This window comes from Bacillus sp. 1A (assembly GCF_052682215.1).
This window is the reverse complement of record NZ_JBQYLZ010000001.1, coordinates 2,464,337-2,487,304: the sequence shown is the minus strand read 5'-3', so window position 1 is coordinate 2,487,304 and position 22,968 is coordinate 2,464,337. Positions and strand designations below refer to the sequence as shown.

Below are 22,968 nucleotides of genomic sequence, written 5' to 3'. Positions count from 1 at the left end.
AGTTACAAACTATTAATCCCCTCAACCACTCTTTTCATATCACATTCATTTTACAATATTTTCAACAGAGTGAGAAGGGCCTAAAACAACTTGATAATCATACAAAGCGAAAAGAAGAAAGTCAAATATATGTTTCAGTACTATTTTTTCTAAGTAGATTAACAAAGAAACGCTGTTATATGAAAGTAAAAAGAAACATCCACCGCTCATTACCACTTCAATATTCATCACCTGAGAGCAAATGAATTCTAGCAAAATTAATGTAATAAAAATATTTATTGAAACATGAAATCTAATGTATTCTATGTAATTTGTTAAAATTTTGTTCTTATAAGCGCCATATTTTCGCTACAATAACAGTACTACTTGTATCATGTACTGCAAACGAAATACCCATTCCTATTAAAAAACAAAAAAGAGAGCAATAGCTCTCTTTTCCCATTAACTTATTCTTCCCAAACTTTAACTTCTTTCATTACATCGCCTTGACGCATGTTTAGTACTGTTTCAATACCGCTTGTTGCTTTACCGAATACAGTATGTACACCATCTAAATGCGGTTGTGGCTCATGAACAACAAAGAATTGGCTACCGCCTGTATTACGGCCAGCATGAGCCATAGAAAGTGAACCTACAAGGTGTCTATGAGGATTTCCATCAGTTTCACATGGGATAGAGTAACCTGGGCCACCTGCACCTGTTCCTGTTGGATCTCCACCTTGGCTTACGAAGCCAGGAATAACGCGGTGGAATGTCACACCATCATAAAATCCTTGCTCTGCTAGTTTTTTAAAGTTTTCTACTGTTTTTGGTGCCTCTTCTGGGAAAAATTCTAACTCGATTTTTTCACCATTTTCCATTAATATGTATCCTAAAGTTTTCATACGTATATGTCTCCTTTCAACTATCTCAGCACTATATTACCACATTCATGACTAGAAACAAAAAGAATCCGACAATCTAGATACTTCTTTTTCGAAATGTGGAAAAAGCTAGGTGACAAATAAGAAATATATACTATAATAACTGTGTTGCCCGAAAATTTTAGAAAGAGAAAGGGAGCGATTTTTCGTGAAAACGAAATTACTAGCTCTGCTATTGGCTGTAACGGTATTTATGATGCCAACAGCTTCGTTTGCAGACATCATCGAAGGAGAATCAATTGTTACACTAGGAGAAAACTTGTCTGAACAACAAAAACAAGATCTGTTAAAAGAAATGAAAGCACCAAAAGATGCTACAATCATTACTGTGTCTAATGCGGAAGAACATAAATTTCTAGAAGGGATTGTTCCAAAAGCGCAAATTGGTACGAGAGCAATTTCCTCTTCTATGATTACATACACAAAGCCAGGTTCTGGTCTCATTGTACGTTCAAAAAACATTAATTCGATAACAGATGCAATGTACACAAACGCACTTATTACAGCAGGTGTGAAAGATGCAGAAATTCAAATTACTGCACCATTTAAAGTTTCAGGAACTGCTGCTTTAACCGGTTTAATGAAAGCCTATGAAACAACATCGAACAAAGCAATTCCTGAGGAAGTAAAAAAAGTAGCCAATGAAGAAATGGTGCAAACAGCCCAGCTCGGCGATAAAATTGGTGAAGAAAAAGCAGTTCAACTTGTTGCAAAAATTAAAGAAGAAATTGCCAAAGAACAGCCAAAAACGACTGAAGATTTACGTTCATTAATTAAAAAAATTGCGGATCAACTTGGTATTACATTAACGGATGAACAGTTAGATAACTTAGTTGCGCTATTTGATAAAATGAAAAATCTTAATATCGATTGGAATCAAGTTGGCAGTCAGTTAAATAAAGCAAAAGAACACGTTTCTGCCTTTTTAGGATCTGAAGAAGGGCAAGGTTTCCTAGATAAAGTTAAAGATTTCTTCTCAAGTATCATTGATTTTGTTAAATCGTTATTCAAGTAAAAAGAAGCTCGTCAGTGACGAGCTTCTTTTTTTATACAAGTAATGGCAATTTCATAACAGCTTCTTCGACCGAACGAACAATATGATTTGCCTTATTCTTCACATATGGATGAGCATGATGTAGAGTAAATGAATGCGGAGTTACTTCAAACATAGAAATATCATTGAAAGAATCTCCAATGCATGCAACTTCATTTGCTTCAATTTGTAAATGTTCCATTAGTCGCCTTAAAGCACTCCCTTTACTTACTCCCCTTGGCATAATGTCAACATAGCGTTTACCAGACATAAAAACTTCCGCTTCGCTCTGAAATGTATCTCGTAACTCTTGATCTAATGCTGCAATTGTCTCTTCTTCCCCAAAAACAAACAATTTCGCAGGATGTACAGTCTTACCAAATTCCTCTTCTAATGCTTCTATCTCAGCAATATGCACGCCCATATACGTTTCAAAAGTATGATGATGTTCATTCTTTCTTTTTGTATACCGTTGCTCATTTGCACAAACAATATCTGCTAGTCCCTTTTTATGGATATATCGATATATTTCCTGGGCAATCCCATCTTCAAAACTTGATTCATGAAATATTTTTCCATCCGGCAGTAACATCATTGCTCCATTTAAACTAGTTGTGTAATACGGGAATGCAAACCTATTTACGACTTCATCAATTCGATGAGTAAAGCGGCCAGAGGCAAAACAAATATTTGTCCCTTTTTCAGCTAACCAACAAAGTGCACGTTCATCTTCTTTTTGCATATGATTCACATTGTAAACGAGCGTATCATCTAAATCACTTACAAATAATTTAATCATGTCCTCTTCCCCTTCCATACACAATATCTACTCTAAGTGTACACAAAAAATGTTTGATTTTTGTTAAAAAACAATAAATTTTTGCTAAAAAAATAAACGGGTGTATAATCCCGTTTATTTTTGTCTTTTTACATTTTGAGGTCTTACAATACTTGGGCGCACTTTTAAACTAGACATCGTCGGGCGAAGTAGAATTTTTGTTAATGCACCCCAATCAAATGGTAAAAACGGCCATAAATAAGGTGTTTGTAAACTTTTTATAGACGTTAAAAATAAAATCAATATCGTCATACCAATTACAAATCCCATCTCATGGAAGAGACCTGTTAAAATAATAACAAACAATTTTCCAACTTTATTTCCTAATCCTAATTCATAACTCGGTGTTGCATATGCACCGATCATAGAAACTGCTACATACAAAATAACTTCTGGTACAAACAAACCTACATCGATTGCTATTTGACCAATTAATATGGCGGAAATTAACCCTGCTGCAGACGATAACGGCGTTGGCGTATGAATGGCTGCCATCCTTAAAAACTCAAGTCCGATTTCGGCCATCAACACCTGTAATAGAATTGGTAAATGTGTCATCTTAGTCGGTCCAATGAAAGCAAGGTTTTCTGGTAAAAGAGTTGGATCAAATACAAACACTAACCAAAATGGTAGTAAAAATAAGGAGAATAAGACACCTAAAAAGCGTACCCAACGTAAAAATGTACCGACAGCTGGATTTTGTCTAAACTCTTCCGCATGCTGTAAATGGTGGAAATATGTTGTTGGAGTAATCATAGCACTCGGTGATGTATCAACTAGTACTAACACATGTCCTTCTAATAAATGATTCGCCGCTACATCCGGTCTTTCTGTATATCGAATAAGCGGGAATGGATTATAGCTTTGCTTTACAACAAATTCTTCCACTGTTTTATCCGCCATCGTAATTCCATCGACATCAATGTTATTTAATTCTTGTTTTATAATCTTTACTAAATCTGGATTTGCAACATCTTGAACATATGTAATACAAATATCCGTTTGGGATCTATCTCCTACTCGAATCATTTCATTTCGAAGACGTGGGTCACGTATCCTTCTACGAATTAACGCTGTATTTACAACGATATTTTCAACAAATCCATCCCTTGCACCACGTACTACCTTTTCTGTATCTGGTTCTGTCGGCGTCCGGCCCGGATAACTACGAACATCTATTGCGAACGCTTCCGTTTCACCTTCCACAAATATAACGATGAGTCCTGATAATACTTGAAGCATTACCTCATCCATCGTTTTCACTTTGCTTACTTGTTGATGGATTAAACGATTCTCTAAAAGCTTCACTGTATCTTCTTCTACATCCCTTATCTCATTTGTATCCACCGCTTCTTCTAAAATAGGGATAATATAATTTGTATCACAAAGTCCGTTTACAAATAACACACCAATTTCTTTATTTAAAATTTGAAATTTACGAATACCAACATCGTATGTAACACCCAGTCCAGCTGTTTGCTTTAAATAATTTTCATTATCACTTATGAAAGATGAAATAGGGATTTCCACTTTTTTAGGTTTCGTCATAAAAACCACTCCTTTCCAAAACTAATTGAATCGCTTTTCTAGTAATAGGTGATCCTCTCTCCCATTCATCGTTTCCACACATCTTACCAATATCACCAACTCCCACAATGACAGGAACATTCAGATCATCTAAACAATAAATTGTATCTCCGCTAATTCTGCCAATTTCACCATCTGGAAGTCCAAATTTATCAACACCGTATTCCGTTAAATTCCCGTTCCGATCTACACTGACATCTACACGTGCCCATTCCCAATGATGTGTATTAGACGCTACTGCCAAAATCCCCAGTACATCAATTTGTTTATGTGTGGCTACATATTTTAAAGCCTTTTCACCAGATCCTTCTCCAATAAATCCACTGTCATCAAACATGACAAATACAGGGTCATATGGCGTTTGCATAATAAGCTCAACAACTTTCTTCCCTGTCAATTTGGTTGGATTACTTTGTGATGCTGAAATACACCTTCCCCCAAATTCCTTCGTTAAAAGCTCAATTGTCCGCTTTGCATATTCATCTCCATCTGTGACCAAAACAACCCTTCGTCTCATTTGATTTATCCTTTCGGTTTACATATAAGTGCTACAAAAAATGAAAATAATATCGCTGCAGAAATGCCTGCAGACGTTAAACTAAACATACCCATACCAATCCCAATATATCCGTGTTTTTCTGCCGCATGCATTGCCCCATGTAATAGCGAATGTCCAAAACTTGTAATAGGAACTGTCGCACCAGCACCAGCAAACTTTATAAGCTTATCGTACAATCCGAATCCATCTAAAACTGCTCCTATAACTACAAAGGTAGCCATTAAATGGGCTGGTGTTAACTTTGCGAAATCTAACAATACCTGTCCAATTACACAAATGGCGCCTCCTACAAGAAATGCATATATAAAATCCACAATTCACTCTCCCTTCACTCTCTCAAATACGACACCATGTGCAATTGTTGGAATGGTTTCTTTCTGCTGCATCATCATCGGACTTAATAACGCGCCAGTAGCAACGACAAAAATTCGTTGTAAATTCCCTTTTTGCATCTCGCTTAATAAATGACCATATGTGACAACAGCTGAACAAGCACAACCACTACCACCGGCAAATACTTCTTCTTGACCGGAATCATAAATCATTAATCCGCAATCATTATATATATGCCTAAGATCATAACCTTCTTCCAATAACAGTTGTTTTGCGATTGGTGTCCCAATAGCTGATAAATCACCGGTAACAATCAAATCATAATCTGCTGCACTCCTCTTCAAATCTTCAAAATGTTGTTGAATTGTATGAGCAGCAGCAGGTGCCATCGCCGACCCCATATCTAAAGGATTCGCAATCCCTAAATCTTGCACTTTTCCAATCGTAGCTGCCGTAATTTTAATAGCACTTTTTTCTTTACTAATTAATATGGATCCCGCACCTGTAACAGTGGAATTTGCTGTTCCTGGTTTTTGTCCCCCATACTCTGTTGGATAACGGAACTGTCTTTCAGCCGTTGCATTATGACTACTTACCGTCGCTAAAACACGATTTGCGAATCCACCATCTATAAAGGCTGATCCAACCGCTAAAGTCTCCATCGAGGTTGCACAAGCGCTAAACATCCCTAAAAAGGGAATCCCCCAATTACGTGCAACATAATTTGCTGTCACTGTTTGATTTAATAAATCACCCGCTAAAAAGAAATCAATTTGTGATGTTTTTACATTTCCTTTTTGCAAGACTTGTTGAATTGAATCTGACATTAATCTTCGTTCAGCAAGTTCCCAGTTTTCCTCTCCGCAATGTAAATCATCATATGAAATATCAAAATCCTTCCCAAGAGGGCCTTCAGCTTCTTTTGGACCGACAGCAGTACCGGTTGCATTCACATAAATATCATTTTGAAATACCCACGTTTGTTTTCCGGTCAACCTCATACTAGCCCCTCCTTTAAGACATAAAAATGTTAAAAGTATATCTTATTAATCCAATAACGTATGCACCAACGACCCCAAAAACGATAACACTTCCCGCTAGCTTAAACATATTTGTAGCAACCCCAAGCACAATTCCTTCACTCTTATGTTCTAGCGCAGCGCTCGCCATAGAATTCGCAAATCCCGTAACAGGTACGGCCGATCCCGCTCCAGCAAATTGACCGATTTTATCATATACACCACAACCTGTTAAAATCGCCGATAATAATACAAGCGTTGCAACTGTCGGATTTCCTGCCTCTTGTTCACTGAAATGAAAATAATGTATATAAAATTTCATCAATACTTCTCCGACAGTACAAATGAATCCACCTACAAGAAATGCCTTGACACAATTTAGAAAATAGTTTGGTTTTGGATGGTACTCCTTCACTTTCTTTATGTAATCATCCTTTAGTTTTCGCCCTGTCATTTATATATTGCCTCCTACTTTACGAAATAAATCCAGTGAAACAATGAGCCTATTACTTTGCCAAGTACAAGAGCAACGAGTAAAACAACGATTTTCCCTTCTACCCCTACTCGTTTCGCTAAAATAGGTAAAACATTTAACACTTCTGTTAATGCGGCTGCAAGCATTCCAATGAATGTGCCACAAAATATTCCTAATATAACAAGCCAATATTGCGACGTTTGAAATGTAATGTTTTTCAAACTACACCAAGCTCCTGTTAACGTACCTGCAATAACTGCCCACTCAAAATATTGAATGTGCTTTCCACTTCTCGTTAATTGAGCTAGACGGGGGATTATACCAAGTACAGCTAAAAATGCGACATACCCGCTACCTACTGCAATTCCTCCCGCTAAACCAATTAAAATAACAAGCCCAGACTCAATCATCGGCAAGTTGTTTCATATTGTCCTTGTTTTCATGAACAATTACATATTGGTCAAGTGACTGCTGGTATTGGAACATCTCCACTTCTAACGGACTCGGCTCTTCATTAATTCGCTTTTGAAATACATGATTAAAAAATAAGACCATACCTAACCCAAGACCTACTGAATAAGGAATTTGAAATAGAAGTGGTTGTGCCTTAAATTCTCCCGTAATCATGTAATATAACCGCTGGTGCACTTGTTGCATGCTTACATCTTCATGGAAATAAATGATCGCAAGAGCCGCTCCAATAAAAAGTAACAACCATACAAGTCCGAAGAAAATCGGATGTACTTTCTTTTTTTCATATATAATTTCAACAAGAGTTTGTCCAGAACCGAGTAAATTAATTTGTATATGAGCCGCTTTTCGCCTAATAATCTCAATAATTTTCATAACATCAATTACAACATGCGTCTTATCATGCGCTGTTATTTTGTAAACTACCTCATCCTGTAACAACTCAACTACCACAGTATCTCCGGCAAGTTGAGCGACATCACGTAGTTTCACTTCATACGTAGGAGAAACTTTTAATCGATTACGCATTTTAATATAAATTGTTTGTTCCAATTTCCATTCACCTCTTCACTCTTCCTCGTAGTTGTAGTATGGTTATTGAATTTTTTTCTAATACAATTTTTTCATAAAAAAACATCTGTACCGTTTCGGTACAGATGTTTTTTAGTTTATGCCTTTTTCTTAAATAAATTTGCAATACTTAATGCGAGTCCTCCCCAAATGACTACCATACCAATAACCATCATCATAATCGCTGATCCGCTCATTATGAAACACCCCGATCTTTCCATTCTTTTTCAAGCTTAACAGAATCTGAATGTATTTGTGCATTCCATTTCTTTATACTAATGATTAGTGCAACGATAAGGAACGCTGCTGCAATTGACCAACCATATGTTACGACAAACTCCGTTGGATAATCTCCGTAGTTCTTTTTAATATTTTGGATTGTACCATCAATTAACATGTATCCTAACATAAGCGGGGTAATAACGAGTAAACTTACTCTCCAAAACGTCCCTAACTTAATATCAGATACGAAGTTTGCGTGATTTTGATAAACTGGTAAACGGCGTAGAATGAGCCCTATCGTAACTACTTCCACTAATGCAATTGAAATTAATCCGAAGTTATTAGCGAAATAATCAACAACATCTAAGAACATAAGTCCGCCACGTGTTGCAAAAACAAGAGAAACTAGTACGAGAAGCGTTCCCATAATTCCAATTGTTTTTTGACGGCTTAAGCTGAACTTTTCAGATACGGCAGCAAAACATACTTCCGCAAGCGAAATGAGGGATGTAATTCCAGCAACCGTTAATGATAAGAAAAATAATACGCCAAATAACGGTGACATCGGTAATTCATTAATAATTTGCGGGAATACTACGAATGCAAGTCCTACACCAGCACTTGCTACTTTATCAACTGGTACTCCCATATTGTTTGCCATAAATCCAAGAGCTGCAAAGACTCCAATCCCAGCTAATAATTCAAATCCTGAGTTTGCAAAGCCAGTAATAAAGGCATTATTTGTTGTATCTGAGTTTTTCGGTAAATAACTAGAATACGTAATCATAATTCCAAATGCTAAAGATAAGCTAAAGAAAATTTGACCGTAAGCAGCAAGCCATACCTTTCCATCAAAAATACGACTCCAATCCGGTTTAAAGAATGCATCTAATCCTTGCATCGCACCTTCCATCGTCACTGCACGAACTACGATAATAAGGAACATAACAACTAATAAAGGAATGAAAATACGGTTAACAACTTCGATTCCTTTTTTAACACCTTTAAATGCTACACCGAGCACGATAATCCAAACGAGAGCTAATGGAATTAATACTTCCGGCACAAGCCCCCCAAACTGTCCAGGCTTATCTGCAACATGCAAATACTCTTTAAATAAAAATGATTGTGTGTCCTTCCCCCATGCTCCAGTAATTGCAAAGTACGTATACGAAATAGACCAAGCAATAATTACTGCATAATATGTTGAAACGATAAATGTTACACACATTTGCCACCATCCGATAAATTCAGCACGAGGATGAATACGGAAGAACGTAAGTGGCGCTGAGCCACGGTGACGATGCCCAAGAGCAAATTCAAACGCCAATAATGAAATACCAGTCGTTAATAATGCGAATAAGTACGGTAAAAAGAATGCGCCTCCCCCATTTTCATACGCTGTATAAGGAAAACGCCATATGTTTCCTAATCCAACGGCAGAGCCAACCGCTGCGAAAATAAATCCAGCTCTCGTTCCCCATTGTTGCCTCGTTTCCATATTTCCTTCCCCCTTTGTGACAAGTTCATACTTGGATTATATTTTAAATTTACTAAATTATCAATAAATTCTGTTAATTTTTATGGAAGTTTACAATCCCTCCTAATTAAAGTCATAAAAAAAATCGAATAGATAGCTATTCATCTATTCGATCTTTCATCTGTTTTAATATTTTCTTTTCAAGTCTTGAAACTTGTACTTGCGAAATGCCTATTCGTTCCGCTACTTCCGATTGGGTTTGATCTTTATAGTAGCGTAAATACACAATTAAACGTTCTCGATCATCTAATTCTCTAATTGCTTCTTTTAAAGCAATTTTATCGAACCATTTCGTTTCAGATTGATCGGCAATTTGATCTAAAATAGTGATTGGATCTCCATCGTTTTCATACACCGTTTCATGTATGGATGAAGGAGCACGACTCGCTTCTTGCGCCAGAACCACTTCTTCTGGCGTTAGTTCTAACGCTTCGGCTACTTCGTTAATCGTTGGTGCCCTTCCGAATTCTTTCGAAAGCTCGTCTCTCATCTTTCGAATTTTATTTCCTGTTTCTTTTAAAGATCTACTTACTTTCACTGATCCATCATCACGTAAAAATCGTTGTATTTCTCCAATAATCATTGGAACTGCATATGTTGAAAATTTCACGTCGAAAGATAAATCAAATTTATCTACCGATTTTAAGAGCCCAATACATCCAATTTGAAATAAATCGTCTGGTTCGTATCCTCGATTAAGAAAACGCTGCACAACCGACCATACGAGACGCATATTACTTTGAACGATTGTATCTCTCGCTTGTTGATCTCCATCTTGACTTTGTTGAATTAACGCTTTTAGCTCGTGGTCCTTTAACTGAGGTTTCTTCTTCTCATTTTTGACCTCTATGTCCATAGGCTATTCTCCTTAATTGCATAGAGCGTTACTATTTGATAAGTATTTTGTCAAATGGATTGTTGTCCCGAAAGATTCGTTTGAAATAACTTCTACTTCATCCATAAAATTTTCCATGATAGTAAATCCCATTCCCGAACGCTCTAATTCAGGTTTAGTTGTAAAAAGGGGTTGTCTTGCTTCATCTAAATCAAAGATGCCAATCCCTTCATCTCGAATCGTGAGTTTCACCATTGCTTCTTCCAAAATTACAGAAATATAAACAACACCTTCTGCATTTCCTTCGTACCCATGAATAATTGCATTCGTAACTGCTTCTGACACAACCGTTTTAATCTCCGTAAGTTCTTCCATCGTTGGGTCTAGTTGCGCAATGAAAGCAGCTACTGTAACGCGAGCGAACGATTCATTTTGACTTAATGCTGAAAATTGAAGGTTCATTTCATTTCTCATTTATGCCACCCCCAACGTCGCGAGCGCATGCGCTTCACTTTCTTCTAAGCGAACAATTTTAAATAAGCCCGACATTTCAAATAAACGTTTAACAGGCGGTGAAATTGCACAAACAACCATTTCTCCACCTAATCCCTTTACATGCTTATATCGGCCTAATATAACACCTAAACCAGAACTATCCATAAACGATAAGTTCTCTAGGCTCAAAACAATATGATGAACACCATGTGTCTCAATCATATCTGTTACTTTCGTTCGCAACTCTTCAGCAGTATGATGATCTAATTCACCCGCTAGTCTCACACATAGGACGTCACGCTTTACTTCTAATTGCATGGAAAGACTCACACGATTTCCTCCTTATGCTCAAACTTTACTCATTTACATACATAAAGATTTTCGTGATACAACATAAGAATCCTTCCTACTGACAAAAGAAGAACTATTTCGCCATAAAGTGAAACCATTCGGCAATTATTTACTTTCATACGAATAGAAAAGCGGCAAAATATTTGCCGCTATTTTGATGTTGAAAACATCCCAAAACTTCTTTTAAATAACTCCCACCAGCTCGCTGCAGCAACATCTTCTTTTGCTACAATTGTTTGTTTTAATAAAACATCTTTATCTTTTTTAATAACAAGTGTACCAAGCGCGTCACCTTTTTTAATCGGCGCTTTCACTTTCTTTTCAGCAATTACTTCTTGCTTTACTTTATCCATATTTTCGCCCTTCTTCATAAGAAGAGACACATTGTCTGACGCAACTAAATCTACTTTTTCCTTTTTCCCTTTTCCTACTTGTACAGTCTTAATTTTTTCTCCTCGTGTATACAATTTCTTTGTCATATATTGTCCAAATGCGTAGTCAAGAAGCTTTGTTACTTGGTTGTTCCGTTCTTTCGATGTAGGTGCTCCCATAACAACTGAAATAACACGCATCCCATTCTTTTCAGCCGATGCCGTTAAACAATATTTTGCTTCTGTCGTAAAGCCCGTTTTCACACCATCTACTCCAGGATAAAAACGTACTAACTTATTCGTATTCACGAGCCAAAACTTCTTATCCGTATCTTCACGTAAATAGTCTTCGTATTTACCTGTATATTTGCGAATAAGTGGGTACTTCATCAATTCTTTTGCCATTATAGCCATATCATTTGCTGTAGAATAATGGTCTTTAGCCGGAAGACCTGTTGGGTTTTGAAAATGAGTATTTTTCAAGCCTAAATCTTTCGCTTTTTTGTTCATAATATTTACAAAACCTTCTTCTGAACCAGCGATATGCTCCGCTACTGCAACAGACGCATCATTTCCAGATGCAATTGCGATACCTTTTAGCATTTCATTTACAGTCATCTCTTCTCCAGGCTCTAAAAAGATTTGTGATCCACCCATTGAAGCTGCATGCTCACTTGCTCTAACTTTATCGGTCAGTTTTAGTTTTCCTTTTTCAACTTGTTCCATAATTAATAGCATTGTCATAATCTTCGTCATACTAGCAGGTGGTAACTTCTCATTTGGATTTTTATCAAACAAAACTTTACCTGTATCTTGTTCAATTACAATTGCTGATGACGCTTGTTCCGCTAACTTCGGCGTTGTTTCTTCTGTTTTTTCCTGCTTCGTCTTCTCAGATTGTGCGAAACTAACTGAAGTACCAGAAAGCAATAACATGAAACAAACAAGTATTCCAAAAACTCGCTTCATGACTAACCCTCCATTCTATATCAAACCTATTTTTTCCAATTTATTATTTTTTAATACCATATTTTGCTAATATTTTCAGTTGACAAATATATTCATCACCTATACTGTATTAAGTGTATTACATACAGTAGTACACTTAATACAAGTCAGAAAGGAGACATTGCTCTTGCATATTCAACTTGATCCAAGAAGCAACACTCCGATATGGGAACAAATTGTTCAAAATATAAAAGAACTCGTATTGAAAAACATGTTAGCTCCAAGTGATAAACTTCCTTCTGTACGCGAACTCGCTTCTTTACTCGTTATAAATCCAAATACAGTGAGTAAAGCGTATCAAGAGTTAGAGCGACAAGGGATTATTGAAACATTACGAGGAAAAGGAACATTTGTATCCCAATCGATTACCCCAACATTAGACGAAAGGAAAATCGCTATGGTTGAAAAGCAATTTCATCAATTACTATTAGAAGCCTCTTATCTTGGTGTTACGAAAGATAAAATTCATGATTGGATAGATTCATACTATAAAGAGATTGGAGGAAATGCAGATGTTGAAAGTAACAAACTTGAAGAAAACGATTGATAATCAAACAATTTTAGATGATGTTTCTTTCACATTACAAAGAGGAAGTATCATCGGATTACTCGGAAGAAACGGTGCAGGGAAAACAACTTTATTACGAACGATGGTCGGCATTTTAGACCCTGATGCAGGGACTGTTACATATGAGGATACAAACATTCATCATTGTCCTGAAATAAAGCAAAAAATCGTATATGTTCCGGATTCTACTAACATATTGAACGGATATACGGTAAAAGAAATTGTAAAGTTTTATAAAGAAGTTTATAACGCATTTGATGAAGCATATTTCTATGAACTGTTAGAACGTTTTAACTTACCAAACAAACGAATTCGTAATTATTCAAAAGGGATGAAAGCATTGCTTGCCATCATTTTAGCCGTTTCTACAAAAGCAGAATATATCATTTTGGATGAACCGACAAACGGACTTGATCCTATCGTTAAAAGGCAGATTTTACAGTTTCTCGTTGGAGAAGTGGCAGAAAAAGATATTACCATTTTCATCTCAACTCACCATTTAGATGAAGTGGAACAAATTGCAGATACAATTATTATATTAAAAGGCCATACTATCTCGTCTATTACATCACTAGACGATGCCAAATCACGATTTGCAAAAATACAAGTAGCTTACGAACGTTCATTACCTCAAAAACTAGAAAACTTAAGCAATATTAAAATATTAAATCAAACAGGAAAAGTATTTACAATCTTAATTGAGGGAAATGTGGCTGCAACATTGGAGAAGTTTTATAAAGAACAACCTATACTCATTGAAGAATTAACAATGTCACTTGAAGATGTCTTCGTTACGACACTAGAGGAGGATGGGTATGTTTCATAAGGCGTTGTGGATATGGAATTGGAAGCGCGGGAAATATGCTGTGTTGCTATTCTTCTTTAGTTCGCTTTACTTATTATCTTTTAGCTACTATAGAATTGCGCAGAAAGAACTTGATGCGTATTACGAATTACAAGAAAAAGGGAAGCAGTATTATTATTTTTATGCCTTTTCTTCGGGAGAAGGTAATAGTTTTTTGTTAACAGTTCTTATTATTGCTTTAGCCTGTTTATTGATAGGGTGGGAACGTAGCAACCAATCGAATACACTACTTATGACGATGCCGTTTAAAAGAAAAGATGTTTTCTTATCTAAATGGGCTTTTGGTTCATTTTGTATTTTGGGCTCGTTACTTATAAATTGGATCCTTATGTATGTTATTTATAGAACAACCATTCATTTTGATTATCAATCTTTTAGTCCATTTCATCGATACTTTCTTTATGCAATTGTTTCTTATGTTGCAGTATATACAGCCGCTTTATGTATCGGTACTTTTACTGGAAGCATTGTTTCACAGGTTGTTTTTTGTATTCCATGGTTACTAATGGGGCTTACATTTATTCCACTAGTGCACACTTTTACGATAAACCATTTAGAGGCTACCAATACTAAAAATAATAAATTAGATCAACAACTTTATGAAATCAATAAAAAAACAAATATAGTTGCACCAATATATAACTTCACGATTTATTACCATTATAATCCTGAATCACGTAAAAAAGAAAATGACTCAACTACTTTAAGAAATCCAGCATCTTATCACTATTATTCAGCTAAATCGATGTTAGTCCCTATTTTTTATACAATAGTTTACTTACTACTTGGAACATATTTATATAAACGATCGCCAAATGAAAACAGTCAAAAGATATTTATTTTCCAAAAGCATTTACGAATATGTATATGGGGGACAACCATTTACTTTGCATTACTAGGTGGCTATAAACTAAACCAATTTCATTTCTTACTTAACTACTATATCGCTTTGTTTTTCGCTGGAATTATTACTTATGTTGTATTATCACGCTTAACAAATTATAAAGTTTTTTAAAGGAGAGATCCTATGTTTCAAAAAGCACTATGGCTAAGAACGTATCAACAAAGTAAATATGTTGTATGGTTATTTTGGCTTGCCAGTTTCTATACTTTATCATATTACTACTATATGACTTCTATTCAACAGCAACAATTTCTAAATGACAACAAAAAGTGGAACTCTGTATATCATTACACCTTTAATTTAACACTTCTAGATTCTGTCATACTGTTAGGTATTGTGCTTATCGTTCTAGCTTGTACGTTAATTGGATGGGAAAGACAAAATAACTCTAGCGACTTGCTATGGTCTATGCCCTTTAAACGTTCACACCTCTATATAACAAAGTGGTTGTTTGGAATCTGTAATATCACCGCTGTTGTCGTTTTAAACTGGGGGCTATTTGCTATTATGAAAAAGTTAACTTTTCATAATAAATATCAAGTATTCTCCCCCTTTCATATTTATTTTATATACATGTTAATTGTACTAATTGCTATTTATACACTTGCCTTATGTATAGGAACAATCACTGGGAATGTTATATCGCAAGGAGTTCTCACTGCCGCTCTATTCATGTTCCCATTATTACTTCCAACACTTATTTCAGGCGTCATTGCTGTTCACTCAAACACTGAATTTCATGAGAACAGTGGCCTTATATATAATGTGACGGAAAACATACGTATTTCTAGTCCAGCAGAAGATTTCAATATTCACTTTAATTATGATCCACAAAATGCTTATACCGATCGAAACGGAGTACGTCATAACGAACCAAACTTTACAAAGATTCCACCGGTAAAAACATTGATTGGACCTATCGTACATATCATTGTTTTATTACCACTCGGTATATATTTATATGCTCGTTCAGCCAATGAGCGTAACGGTAACTACTTATTATATCCAAAACTACAAAAAGTAGTATCAGCTTGTGCTATTTTCTTTGGTGGGATCGTTGGAGGCTTAATACTAAGTCGCGCGCAGTCATTGTCCAGCTTTTACATCGGATTTTTAGTTACTAGTTTAATTATGTATTTCTTCCTGCCAAAAATATTAAAATGGAAGTTTACTTGGAATATTAACTAAATTCAACATAATCACATGTTGGGCATTGGAGGAATAACATGTTTTATAAGGCTTTATGGTTACATCATTACAAGCAAAGTAAGTACATTCTTTTACTCTTTGCTTGTAGTAGTTTTTGGTTTTTACCTATTAGCTATTTTAATGATTTACAGATTCAACTAACAAGTCTTTCAGCAAATCAAGTTAACTATTTCAGCTATAGTTTAAATGGGGATACTCTTATCATCCCCTTCATTCCAACTTTCATATTACTCGCTTGTTCATTAATAAGTTGGGAAAAACGAAATCAAACAGATCATCTGTTATTCGCAATGCCATTCACGAGAAAAGAACTTTTTCTTTCTAAATGGCTGTTCGGGACAATTATAATTATATTCATAATGAGCCTTAATATCATCTTAATGTATTTTATCCTAACGGTTAATCTGTTTAACCAATATCAATCCTTCGGGCCAATACTTACATTATTATGTTATGTTACCATTACATGGATTGCAATTTTTACAATAGCAATTTTTATAGGAACAATTGCTGGTAATGTCATTTCACATAGTATATTAAGCTTAGTTTTTATTATATTACCATCTGGACTAAGCATGTTGCTGTTTCATTTCACTTGGATTCACACAAATATATCTACAACTGAATTTTTCCTTAAGAAAGCGAATTACACATCATATGTAGAGAACATTGAAGTTTTTGCACCTACTAATAATACTTATATATCTTATACATTTAATCCAAAAGTAAAAGAAGTAAACATTAATAATCTAAAAGAATCCGTTACGGTGCAACACCAATTCCAGCCCATCTGGAAACTTATCACTCCGATTCTATATATTCTTTTTCTTTTACCATTAGGAGTATTTTTCTATAATCGGACAAAAAATGAAAATAACGGTAAACTATTATTATTCACTAGACTACAACGTCCATTTATACCGTGTGTCACGATATGTTTCGCACTATTAGGAGGCTGGTTAACAGGTGAAAAAAATGATCCAATATTAAGTTATTACGCTGGATTCATAATAATAGGAGTATTTAGCTATGTAGTACTTAACTATTTCATAAATAAAAAATTTTTACTTCGCACGAAATAACCTCCTTCAAAAGGAGGTTATTTCACATTCTCTCTTCTTTTCCCATACTCTTTTTCTTGCTTCGTTCCAAACCCGTCACCATTTGCGACGATTTGATCTGTTGGAGCAACTATGCTTTCAGCAATTCGCCATTCTCCTCCTTGTTGAATAAACACTTGCATAAAATAATTCATGCCATTTAACTGATACGGATTTTCTTTTTTCACTTCATAACGAGCTGCAACATAATACACTTGCACATTCTCAGCTTGAAACTTAGAAATATATTGCGATAATCTCGGGATATACTGCGATGCTTTCTGAAGTGGAAGCTGTTTTACTTTTATAAGAGAAGACTTTGTCACATTGCTTATCGTATCTTCATGCCGAATGTTATCACTATGATGAAATAAAATAGCATTCTGCATTGAACGAATCCATAGCTTTGAATATAAAACAGGTTGCTTATTTGAAATATGTTGTAATTCTTTTTGAACGACTTGAAGAGGCGTAGCCGCATCCGCGAACTGATTAAAGCAAAAAAAACTTCCAATCATAATGAAAAGCGTACAAATACGTTTCATAATTTTTCACTCCGATTCTTTTTAATTAAAGTATTGGAGTTTCAAAATGTTTTTATTCAAAAGAAAAAGGATAGGAAAGCTTTTGCTTCCTATCCTCATTTATTATAATACGCGGCCAAATAGCTCTAACACCATTTCGATTTCTTGGTCGCTCCAACCTTTAAATTTCTCTTTATAATATTCTTTACGCACAGCTTCAAGTTTTTCAGTTACTTCTCTTCCGTGTTCTGTAATTTCTAGGTACACGATACGACGGTCTGAATTTGAACGCTTTCTTTCTACAAACCCTTTTCGTACGAGACGATCAGTAACAGCTGTAATATGACTAGAGGTTACGTTTACTTCACTCGCAATTTGCGAAGCCATCTGTGGACTGTTTAAAAATAACGCGCGTAATACAGAAAATTCATTGTATGGCATATGTTCTGCAAAACGTGTATTAATATCATTTTGTAATAAACGTATCATCTTTCGAAATGATCCGGATAACTCTAAAATCAGTGTTTCTCTTTTTTCGTTCACTAGCCTCGTCCCTTTTTTATCATATTTACACATATTATAATCTATAAATACCCTTATTGTATATGCTTTCTTTCTTTAACATTCTCATTTATGTAACTTTTTCATACAAATTTCTTTTTTGTTCACACATATACATATAAATAAGGATGGTGATGGAAGATGCAAGGTGGAATGAATCCTTATTTACACAACGTACGTACAGCTAATACTGGTAAAGAAGCTACCATTACGGTGCAAGGTGAAGGCGTTGTAAAAGCAAAACCAAATGTTGTTATATTAACGATTGGTATTCGTACAGATCATAAAAATGTAAAACAGGCACAAGAAGAGAATGCAGTGCAATCCAAACAATTATTAGATGCACTAAAACAACTAGGTATTGCCGACAAAAATATAGAAACCATTTCATATACGATTACGCCCCAGTACGAATATGTAAATGATAAAGCATTACTACAAGGATATCGTGTGGAACATTTGTATGAAATTACCGTTTTAAATGTACAAAAAGCAGGGGAAGTATATGATATAGCCGTTTCAAATGGAGCAAACTTAGCAAAAGGGTTACGTTTTCGAATATCTCATCCAAATAAATATTATGAGCAAGCTCTCATTCAAGCTCTGCAACAAGCGGTAGAAAAAGCTCGTGCTATTGCGAGTACATACAATTTAAACATTAATCCAGTTCCACTCTCATTCGTTGAAGAATCCGCCCAATTACCACGGGAAGTGACGTCCTATGCTACTTTACATGCGCAAGCAGCTCCGCCCATTCAATCAGGAGAATTAGAAATCATTTCAACAATACGAGCCATTTTTACGTATTTATAAATAATTTCTTTTATAAGTAAACGTTATCATTTTCCTTGTTGTAAAAACATGATGTTCTGATATAATAAAGGACGGTGAGCTCTTACAAAAGAGATATCACGGGTGGGAGAGGGATATGAAAAAGAAGGTTTAACATGAAAGGAATACTTGAAAGAACATTTAAATTAGGTTTACACGAAACATCACCAAAACAAGAAGTTTTAGCTGGAGTTACGTCATTTTTCACAATCGTATATATTATGATTGTAAATGCATCAATTTTATCGGATGCTGGCATTCCTCTTGAAGCTGGAATTTTAGCAACTGTTTTCAGTTCATTTGTCGGATGTCTGCTCATGGCATTTTGGGCAAATGCACCTGCTATTCTTGTCCCTGGTATGGGCGTAAATGCATTCTTCACGTACACTGCTGTGCATACGCTCGGATTAGCTTGGCAGGAAGCATTAGCAGCTGTCTTCATCTCTGGTATTATTTTTGCAATTGCTGCGTTTACACCAATCGCTCGCGTGCTTTCAGTATCGATTCCAAAGTCATTAAAGGAAGCTATTACTGTCGGCATCGGATTATTTTTAGCATTTATCGGATTGCAAAAAGGTGGTTTAGTCGTTTCGAATCCAAATACTGCTGTTGCAATGGGTAAATTAAGTAACCCTGTCGTTCTTGCGACACTACTTACTCTTATCGTTGCACTTGTACTATTTATTCGTAACGTACGTGGAAGCTTTTTATGGACGATTGCAATAGGAACTGGTATTGCATGGCTATTTGGTCTTGTTGATACAAGTCAAATCGGAAATAGTTCATTCTCATTCGCTAATTACGGCGATGTGTTTGGAGCTATGTCATTTGGCAAACTTTCTTCCTTACCGTTTTGGATTGCAACATTCTCCTTAAGCATGGTGCTTATTTTTGAGAACATGGGACTTCTGCACGGTTTATTAGAAGATGACCGTAAATTCCCACGTGCTTACCAAGCAAATGCAATTTCAGCAATGACATGTGGTCTATTTGGCACAAGCCCTACCGTATCAACAGTAGAGAGTGCTGCAGGTATTACTGCAGGCGGAAAGACAGGTCTGACGTCTATCGTTACAGGGTTGTTATTCTTTGCATCACTGTTTGCACTTCCGTTTGTCAAACTAATTCCTGATAGTGCCATTGCACCAATCTTAATTATTATTGGCGGCCTGATGATTACAAGCATTCAGCAAATTCCTCTGAACGATTTTTCAGAAGGATTTCCAGCGTTCTTAATTATCGTCATGATCCCGCTCACATATAGTATCGCTGATGGCATTGCGTTCGGATTTATTGCTTATCCTATCTTAAAAATTGCTCTTGGAAAGCGTAAAGAAGTCGCACCGTCTATGTATATCGTTACATGCTTATTCTTAGCCATGTTTGTATTACATGCTATTGGTTAAGTAAAAACACCGAGGAATTTTCCTCGGTGTTTTTTTACTTAAACCATCCTTTTTTATAAAACCAAGCCATCATCCCACCGCCAATTAGTGCCATTAGAAGTAGACAAATAAAATAACTATATTGTCCACCAAGCTCTGGCATATGCGTAAAGTTCATTCCGTATACTCCCGCAATAAATGTTAATGGCATGAAAATAGTCGAGAATACAGTTAATGTTTTCATAATGTTATTCATATGATGTGAGTTTAATGAAAAATAGCTATCCCGAATATCTGCCGTTAACTCGCGGCTTGCTTCAATCATTTCTGTTAGTTTAAGCAAATGGTCATGTATATCTTTAAAGTAGATCTCATGATCACTTATACCGTAAAAACGAGTCGAATTTAAAATACGATACAATAAATCACGCATCGGAATGATTGTGCGCCTTAGCTTCGATAAATCTGCACGTATATCAAATACTTCTTCTAATACACTTCCTGCTGTCTCACCCGTTAAATTATCATCAATTGCATTTAAATGATCCTCAATGTAATATACAGGCGCAAAATAGTCATCTACAATTTGGTCGATAATTGTATGCGCTACGTGTAAAGGACTGTTTTTAATACGCTTCTTTTCTCCAAGTGTTTTCCATACTCTTTCGATTGCATTGTTATGAGAAAAGTGGAAAGAAACAATAAAACGATCACTAATAAATAAATCGATCTCGTGCGGTTCTAATCCATCCTCACCAAATGCATGAAGAACTAAAAAGTTATATCCATCATAAAAATCAACTTTTGGCCTCTGTACATATTCTATACAGTCTTCAATTGCAAGGGGATGGAACTTAAAATGATCTTGCAAAATGTATGTATACTCTTCTTTCGTTGGCTTATATAAATCTAGCCAATACCATACAATATGGTCTTTCGTTGTTTCTTCTAGCGAAACATCATATAATACTTCATCTGTTTTTGTTATTGCACAAATTCTAATCATAATTTCACCCATTATTATTATAAACAAAAAATAGCAAAAAAAGCCAAGGAGAAATACTCCTTGGCCCTTTTTTATTATTCAGTAACGATGCCGTGCACTAACGTTGGTGCATCTACATGTTCGTTAGCAATCTTCATGTTCTCATAAATTTTTGCTTTTACATCTTCCACATTTTCACGGTTTGCGTAAATTGTAACAAGGGATTCACCTTTTTTCACGCTGTCCCCTACTTTTTTGCGAAGCATTAAGCCAACTGCTAAATCAATTTCAGATTCCTTCGTCGCACGTCCTGCTCCTAAAAGCATTGCTGCTGTTCCGATTTCATCTGCAACGATTTCTGATACATAACCGTCTTCCTTCGCTTCTACTTCAATTTTAAACTGTGCTTGTGGTAATTTAGAAGGATCATCAACAACAGAAGCATCGCCGCCTTGCGCTGATAAGAACGTTTTAAATGATTCTAGCGCTTTACCGTTGTTCATTACTTCAATTAATTTCTCACGTGCATCTTCTAAAGATGAAGCTTGTCCAGCAAGGTATACCATTTGACTTCCAAGCGTTAAACATAACTCTTCTAAATCTTTCGGTCCTTTACCTTGTAATGTATCAATTGCTTCTTGTACTTCAAGTGCGTTACCGATCGCCTCACCAAGTGGTTGACTCATATCAGAAATAACAGCCATCGTATTACGACCAACGTTATTACCAATGCGCACCATTGCTTCTGCTAAACGTTTTGCATCTTCATCTGTTTTCATAAATGCACCTGCTCCAGTTTTTACATCAAGAACAATTGCATCTGCACCGGCAGCAATTTTTTTACTCATAATCGAACTTGCAATAAGCGGAATTGAGTTTACTGTTGCCGTTACATCACGAAGTGCATATAACTTTTTATCCGCAGGTGTTAAGTTTCCACTTTGACCAATAACTGCGATTTTGTTTTCATTTACAAGTCGCATGAATTCATCATTTTCGATTTCAACATGGAATCCTGGAACTGCTTCTAATTTATCAATTGTACCACCAGTATGTCCTAACCCACGTCCAGACATTTTTGCAACCGGTACACCTAAAGCGGCTACTAATGGACCTAACACAAGTGTTGTTGTATCACCAACACCACCTGTTGAGTGCTTATCTACTTTTATCCCTTCAATAGCTGATAAGTCGATTGTATCACCGCTATTTACCATTGCCATAGTTAAATCAGCACGTTCTTGATCGTTCATATCTTGGAAGAAAATTGCCATTGCAAGTGAACTTACTTGGTAATCAGGAATATCACCATTCGTATATCCTTCAACAATAAAGTTAATTTCTTCTGTCGTTAATGCATGTCCGTCACGTTTTTTTGCAATTAGGTCCACCATTCTCATTGTGAG

At 35.8% G+C, this 22,968-nt stretch carries 28 protein-coding genes; 8 read left to right on the top strand and 20 right to left on the bottom strand.

Going from position 1 to position 22,968, the window contains the following annotated elements; all coding sequences use genetic code 11:
• Positions 1 to 45: 45 nt before the first annotated feature.
• Positions 46 to 228, bottom strand: a complete 183-nt coding sequence (locus ACUN0F_RS12695; protein ID WP_002008447.1) for a hypothetical protein — start codon at positions 226 to 228, stop codon at positions 46 to 48.
• Positions 229 to 446: 218 nt separating this feature from the next.
• Positions 447 to 884 carry a peptidylprolyl isomerase gene (locus tag ACUN0F_RS12690; RefSeq protein WP_000853789.1) on the bottom strand — a complete coding sequence of 146 codons (438 nt, stop codon included), beginning with the start codon at positions 882 to 884 and terminating at the stop codon, positions 447 to 449.
• Between the two features lie 187 nt (positions 885 to 1,071).
• Here ACUN0F_RS12690 and ACUN0F_RS12685 point away from each other — a divergent pair, with 187 nt between their 5' ends.
• Positions 1,072 to 1,938 carry a DUF1002 domain-containing protein gene (locus ACUN0F_RS12685; RefSeq protein WP_000850509.1) on the top strand — a complete coding sequence of 289 codons (867 nt, stop codon included), beginning with the start codon at positions 1,072 to 1,074 and terminating at the stop codon, positions 1,936 to 1,938.
• A 31-nt stretch (positions 1,939 to 1,969) separates the two neighbouring features.
• Here ACUN0F_RS12685 and ACUN0F_RS12680 read toward each other — a convergent pair whose 3' ends face one another.
• The 14 genes from ACUN0F_RS12680 to dacF form a co-directional block, all read right to left on the bottom strand.
• Complete coding sequence (locus ACUN0F_RS12680) at positions 1,970 to 2,773, bottom strand: Cof-type HAD-IIB family hydrolase (RefSeq protein ID WP_264460848.1); 804 nt, start codon at positions 2,771 to 2,773, stop codon at positions 1,970 to 1,972.
• 96 nt (positions 2,774 to 2,869) lie between these two features.
• Complete coding sequence (gene spoVAF, locus ACUN0F_RS12675; protein ID WP_046956415.1) at positions 2,870 to 4,342, bottom strand: spore germination protein SpoVAF; 1,473 nt, start codon at positions 4,340 to 4,342, stop codon at positions 2,870 to 2,872.
• Complete coding sequence (locus ACUN0F_RS12670) at positions 4,329 to 4,898, bottom strand: stage V sporulation protein AE (RefSeq protein ID WP_264460847.1); 570 nt, start codon at positions 4,896 to 4,898, stop codon at positions 4,329 to 4,331. The genes spoVAF and ACUN0F_RS12670 overlap by 14 nt, the downstream gene beginning before the upstream one ends.
• A 5-nt stretch (positions 4,899 to 4,903) precedes the next feature.
• Complete coding sequence (spoVAE, locus tag ACUN0F_RS12665; protein WP_000345909.1) at positions 4,904 to 5,254, bottom strand: stage V sporulation protein AE; 351 nt, start codon at positions 5,252 to 5,254, stop codon at positions 4,904 to 4,906.
• 3 nt (positions 5,255 to 5,257) lie between these two features.
• Positions 5,258 to 6,274 carry a stage V sporulation protein AD gene (gene spoVAD / locus ACUN0F_RS12660; RefSeq protein ID WP_046956414.1) on the bottom strand — a complete coding sequence of 339 codons (1,017 nt, stop codon included), beginning with the start codon at positions 6,272 to 6,274 and terminating at the stop codon, positions 5,258 to 5,260.
• A gap of 13 nt (positions 6,275 to 6,287) precedes the next feature.
• Positions 6,288 to 6,746 carry a stage V sporulation protein AC gene (gene spoVAC / locus ACUN0F_RS12655; RefSeq protein WP_046956413.1) on the bottom strand — a complete coding sequence of 153 codons (459 nt, stop codon included), beginning with the start codon at positions 6,744 to 6,746 and terminating at the stop codon, positions 6,288 to 6,290.
• 14 nt (positions 6,747 to 6,760) lie between these two features.
• Positions 6,761 to 7,177 carry a stage V sporulation protein SpoVAB gene (spoVAB, locus tag ACUN0F_RS12650; RefSeq protein ID WP_000572948.1) on the bottom strand — a complete coding sequence of 139 codons (417 nt, stop codon included), beginning with the start codon at positions 7,175 to 7,177 and terminating at the stop codon, positions 6,761 to 6,763.
• Entirely contained in the window at positions 7,170 to 7,790 is a 621-nt protein-coding gene (gene spoVAA / locus ACUN0F_RS12645) for a stage V sporulation protein SpoVAA (RefSeq protein ID WP_046956412.1), read from the bottom strand. Before spoVAA ends, spoVAB begins: the two co-directional genes overlap by 8 nt.
• Positions 7,791 to 7,906: 116 nt before the next feature.
• Entirely contained in the window at positions 7,907 to 8,005 is a 99-nt protein-coding gene (locus ACUN0F_RS12640; RefSeq protein WP_000016829.1) for a methionine/alanine import family NSS transporter small subunit, read from the bottom strand.
• On the bottom strand, positions 8,005 to 9,531 hold the full coding sequence (locus tag ACUN0F_RS12635; RefSeq protein WP_000450073.1) for a sodium-dependent transporter: 1,527 nt from the start codon (positions 9,529 to 9,531) through the stop codon (positions 8,005 to 8,007). Before ACUN0F_RS12635 ends, ACUN0F_RS12640 begins: the two co-directional genes overlap by 1 nt.
• A gap of 136 nt (positions 9,532 to 9,667) precedes the next feature.
• Complete coding sequence (gene sigF / locus ACUN0F_RS12630; RefSeq protein ID WP_000350733.1) at positions 9,668 to 10,426, bottom strand: RNA polymerase sporulation sigma factor SigF; 759 nt, start codon at positions 10,424 to 10,426, stop codon at positions 9,668 to 9,670.
• Positions 10,427 to 10,438: 12 nt separating this feature from the next.
• On the bottom strand, positions 10,439 to 10,879 hold the full coding sequence (gene spoIIAB, locus ACUN0F_RS12625) for an anti-sigma F factor (protein WP_001243399.1): 441 nt from the start codon (positions 10,877 to 10,879) through the stop codon (positions 10,439 to 10,441).
• On the bottom strand, positions 10,880 to 11,230 hold the full coding sequence (spoIIAA, locus tag ACUN0F_RS12620; protein WP_000059133.1) for an anti-sigma F factor antagonist: 351 nt from the start codon (positions 11,228 to 11,230) through the stop codon (positions 10,880 to 10,882). It abuts the gene before it with no gap.
• Between the two features lie 170 nt (positions 11,231 to 11,400).
• On the bottom strand, positions 11,401 to 12,591 hold the full coding sequence (gene dacF / locus ACUN0F_RS12615; RefSeq protein WP_445539544.1) for a serine-type D-Ala-D-Ala carboxypeptidase DacF: 1,191 nt from the start codon (positions 12,589 to 12,591) through the stop codon (positions 11,401 to 11,403).
• A 166-nt stretch (positions 12,592 to 12,757) separates the two neighbouring features.
• Here dacF and ACUN0F_RS12610 point away from each other — a divergent pair, with 166 nt between their 5' ends.
• From ACUN0F_RS12610 to ACUN0F_RS12590, 5 genes are read left to right on the top strand one after another with little or no spacing between them, the layout of a single operon-like run.
• Positions 12,758 to 13,177, top strand: a complete 420-nt coding sequence (locus ACUN0F_RS12610) for a GntR family transcriptional regulator (protein WP_000548038.1) — start codon at positions 12,758 to 12,760, stop codon at positions 13,175 to 13,177.
• A complete protein-coding gene (locus ACUN0F_RS12605) occupies positions 13,143 to 14,024 on the top strand; it encodes an ABC transporter ATP-binding protein (RefSeq protein WP_445539543.1) in 882 nt (293 codons plus the stop codon). Before ACUN0F_RS12610 ends, ACUN0F_RS12605 begins: the two co-directional genes overlap by 35 nt.
• Entirely contained in the window at positions 14,014 to 15,078 is a 1,065-nt protein-coding gene (locus ACUN0F_RS12600; RefSeq protein ID WP_000468502.1) for an ABC transporter permease, read from the top strand. Before ACUN0F_RS12605 ends, ACUN0F_RS12600 begins: the two co-directional genes overlap by 11 nt.
• Positions 15,079 to 15,090: 12 nt before the next feature.
• Entirely contained in the window at positions 15,091 to 16,155 is a 1,065-nt protein-coding gene (locus tag ACUN0F_RS12595; RefSeq protein WP_445539542.1) for an ABC transporter permease subunit, read from the top strand.
• Between the two features lie 38 nt (positions 16,156 to 16,193).
• Positions 16,194 to 17,258, top strand: coding sequence for an ABC-2 transporter permease (locus ACUN0F_RS12590; RefSeq protein WP_445539541.1), 1,065 nt, complete (start codon positions 16,194 to 16,196; stop codon positions 17,256 to 17,258).
• 17 nt (positions 17,259 to 17,275) lie between these two features.
• On the opposite strand, the gene ACUN0F_RS12585 is transcribed toward ACUN0F_RS12590, so the two are convergent.
• Complete coding sequence (locus ACUN0F_RS12585; RefSeq protein ID WP_264460842.1) at positions 17,276 to 17,821, bottom strand: hypothetical protein; 546 nt, start codon at positions 17,819 to 17,821, stop codon at positions 17,276 to 17,278.
• Positions 17,822 to 17,923: 102 nt separating this feature from the next.
• The gene (locus ACUN0F_RS12580; protein ID WP_001003311.1) at positions 17,924 to 18,343 is read right to left on the bottom strand and encodes a MarR family winged helix-turn-helix transcriptional regulator; all 420 of its coding nucleotides are present in this window, start codon (positions 18,341 to 18,343) and stop codon (positions 17,924 to 17,926) included.
• A 159-nt stretch (positions 18,344 to 18,502) separates the two neighbouring features.
• Between ACUN0F_RS12580 and ACUN0F_RS12575 the strand changes: the two genes are divergently transcribed.
• Together ACUN0F_RS12575 and ACUN0F_RS12570 are read left to right on the top strand one after the other, a co-directional pair.
• A complete protein-coding gene (locus ACUN0F_RS12575) occupies positions 18,503 to 19,174 on the top strand; it encodes an SIMPL domain-containing protein (RefSeq protein ID WP_001161444.1) in 672 nt (223 codons plus the stop codon).
• 134 nt (positions 19,175 to 19,308) lie between these two features.
• A complete protein-coding gene (locus tag ACUN0F_RS12570; RefSeq protein WP_000676236.1) occupies positions 19,309 to 20,598 on the top strand; it encodes an NCS2 family permease in 1,290 nt (429 codons plus the stop codon).
• Between the two features lie 34 nt (positions 20,599 to 20,632).
• Here ACUN0F_RS12570 and corA read toward each other — a convergent pair whose 3' ends face one another.
• Together corA and ACUN0F_RS12560 are read right to left on the bottom strand one after the other, a co-directional pair.
• Positions 20,633 to 21,595 carry a magnesium/cobalt transporter CorA gene (gene corA, locus ACUN0F_RS12565; RefSeq protein ID WP_002008459.1) on the bottom strand — a complete coding sequence of 321 codons (963 nt, stop codon included), beginning with the start codon at positions 21,593 to 21,595 and terminating at the stop codon, positions 20,633 to 20,635.
• 62 nt (positions 21,596 to 21,657) lie between these two features.
• Positions 21,658 to 22,962 (bottom strand): pyrimidine-nucleoside phosphorylase, encoded by a 1,305-nt coding sequence (locus ACUN0F_RS12560; RefSeq protein ID WP_001243064.1) that lies wholly within the window; start codon positions 22,960 to 22,962, stop codon positions 21,658 to 21,660.
• Between the last annotated feature and the right edge of the window lie 6 nt (positions 22,963 to 22,968).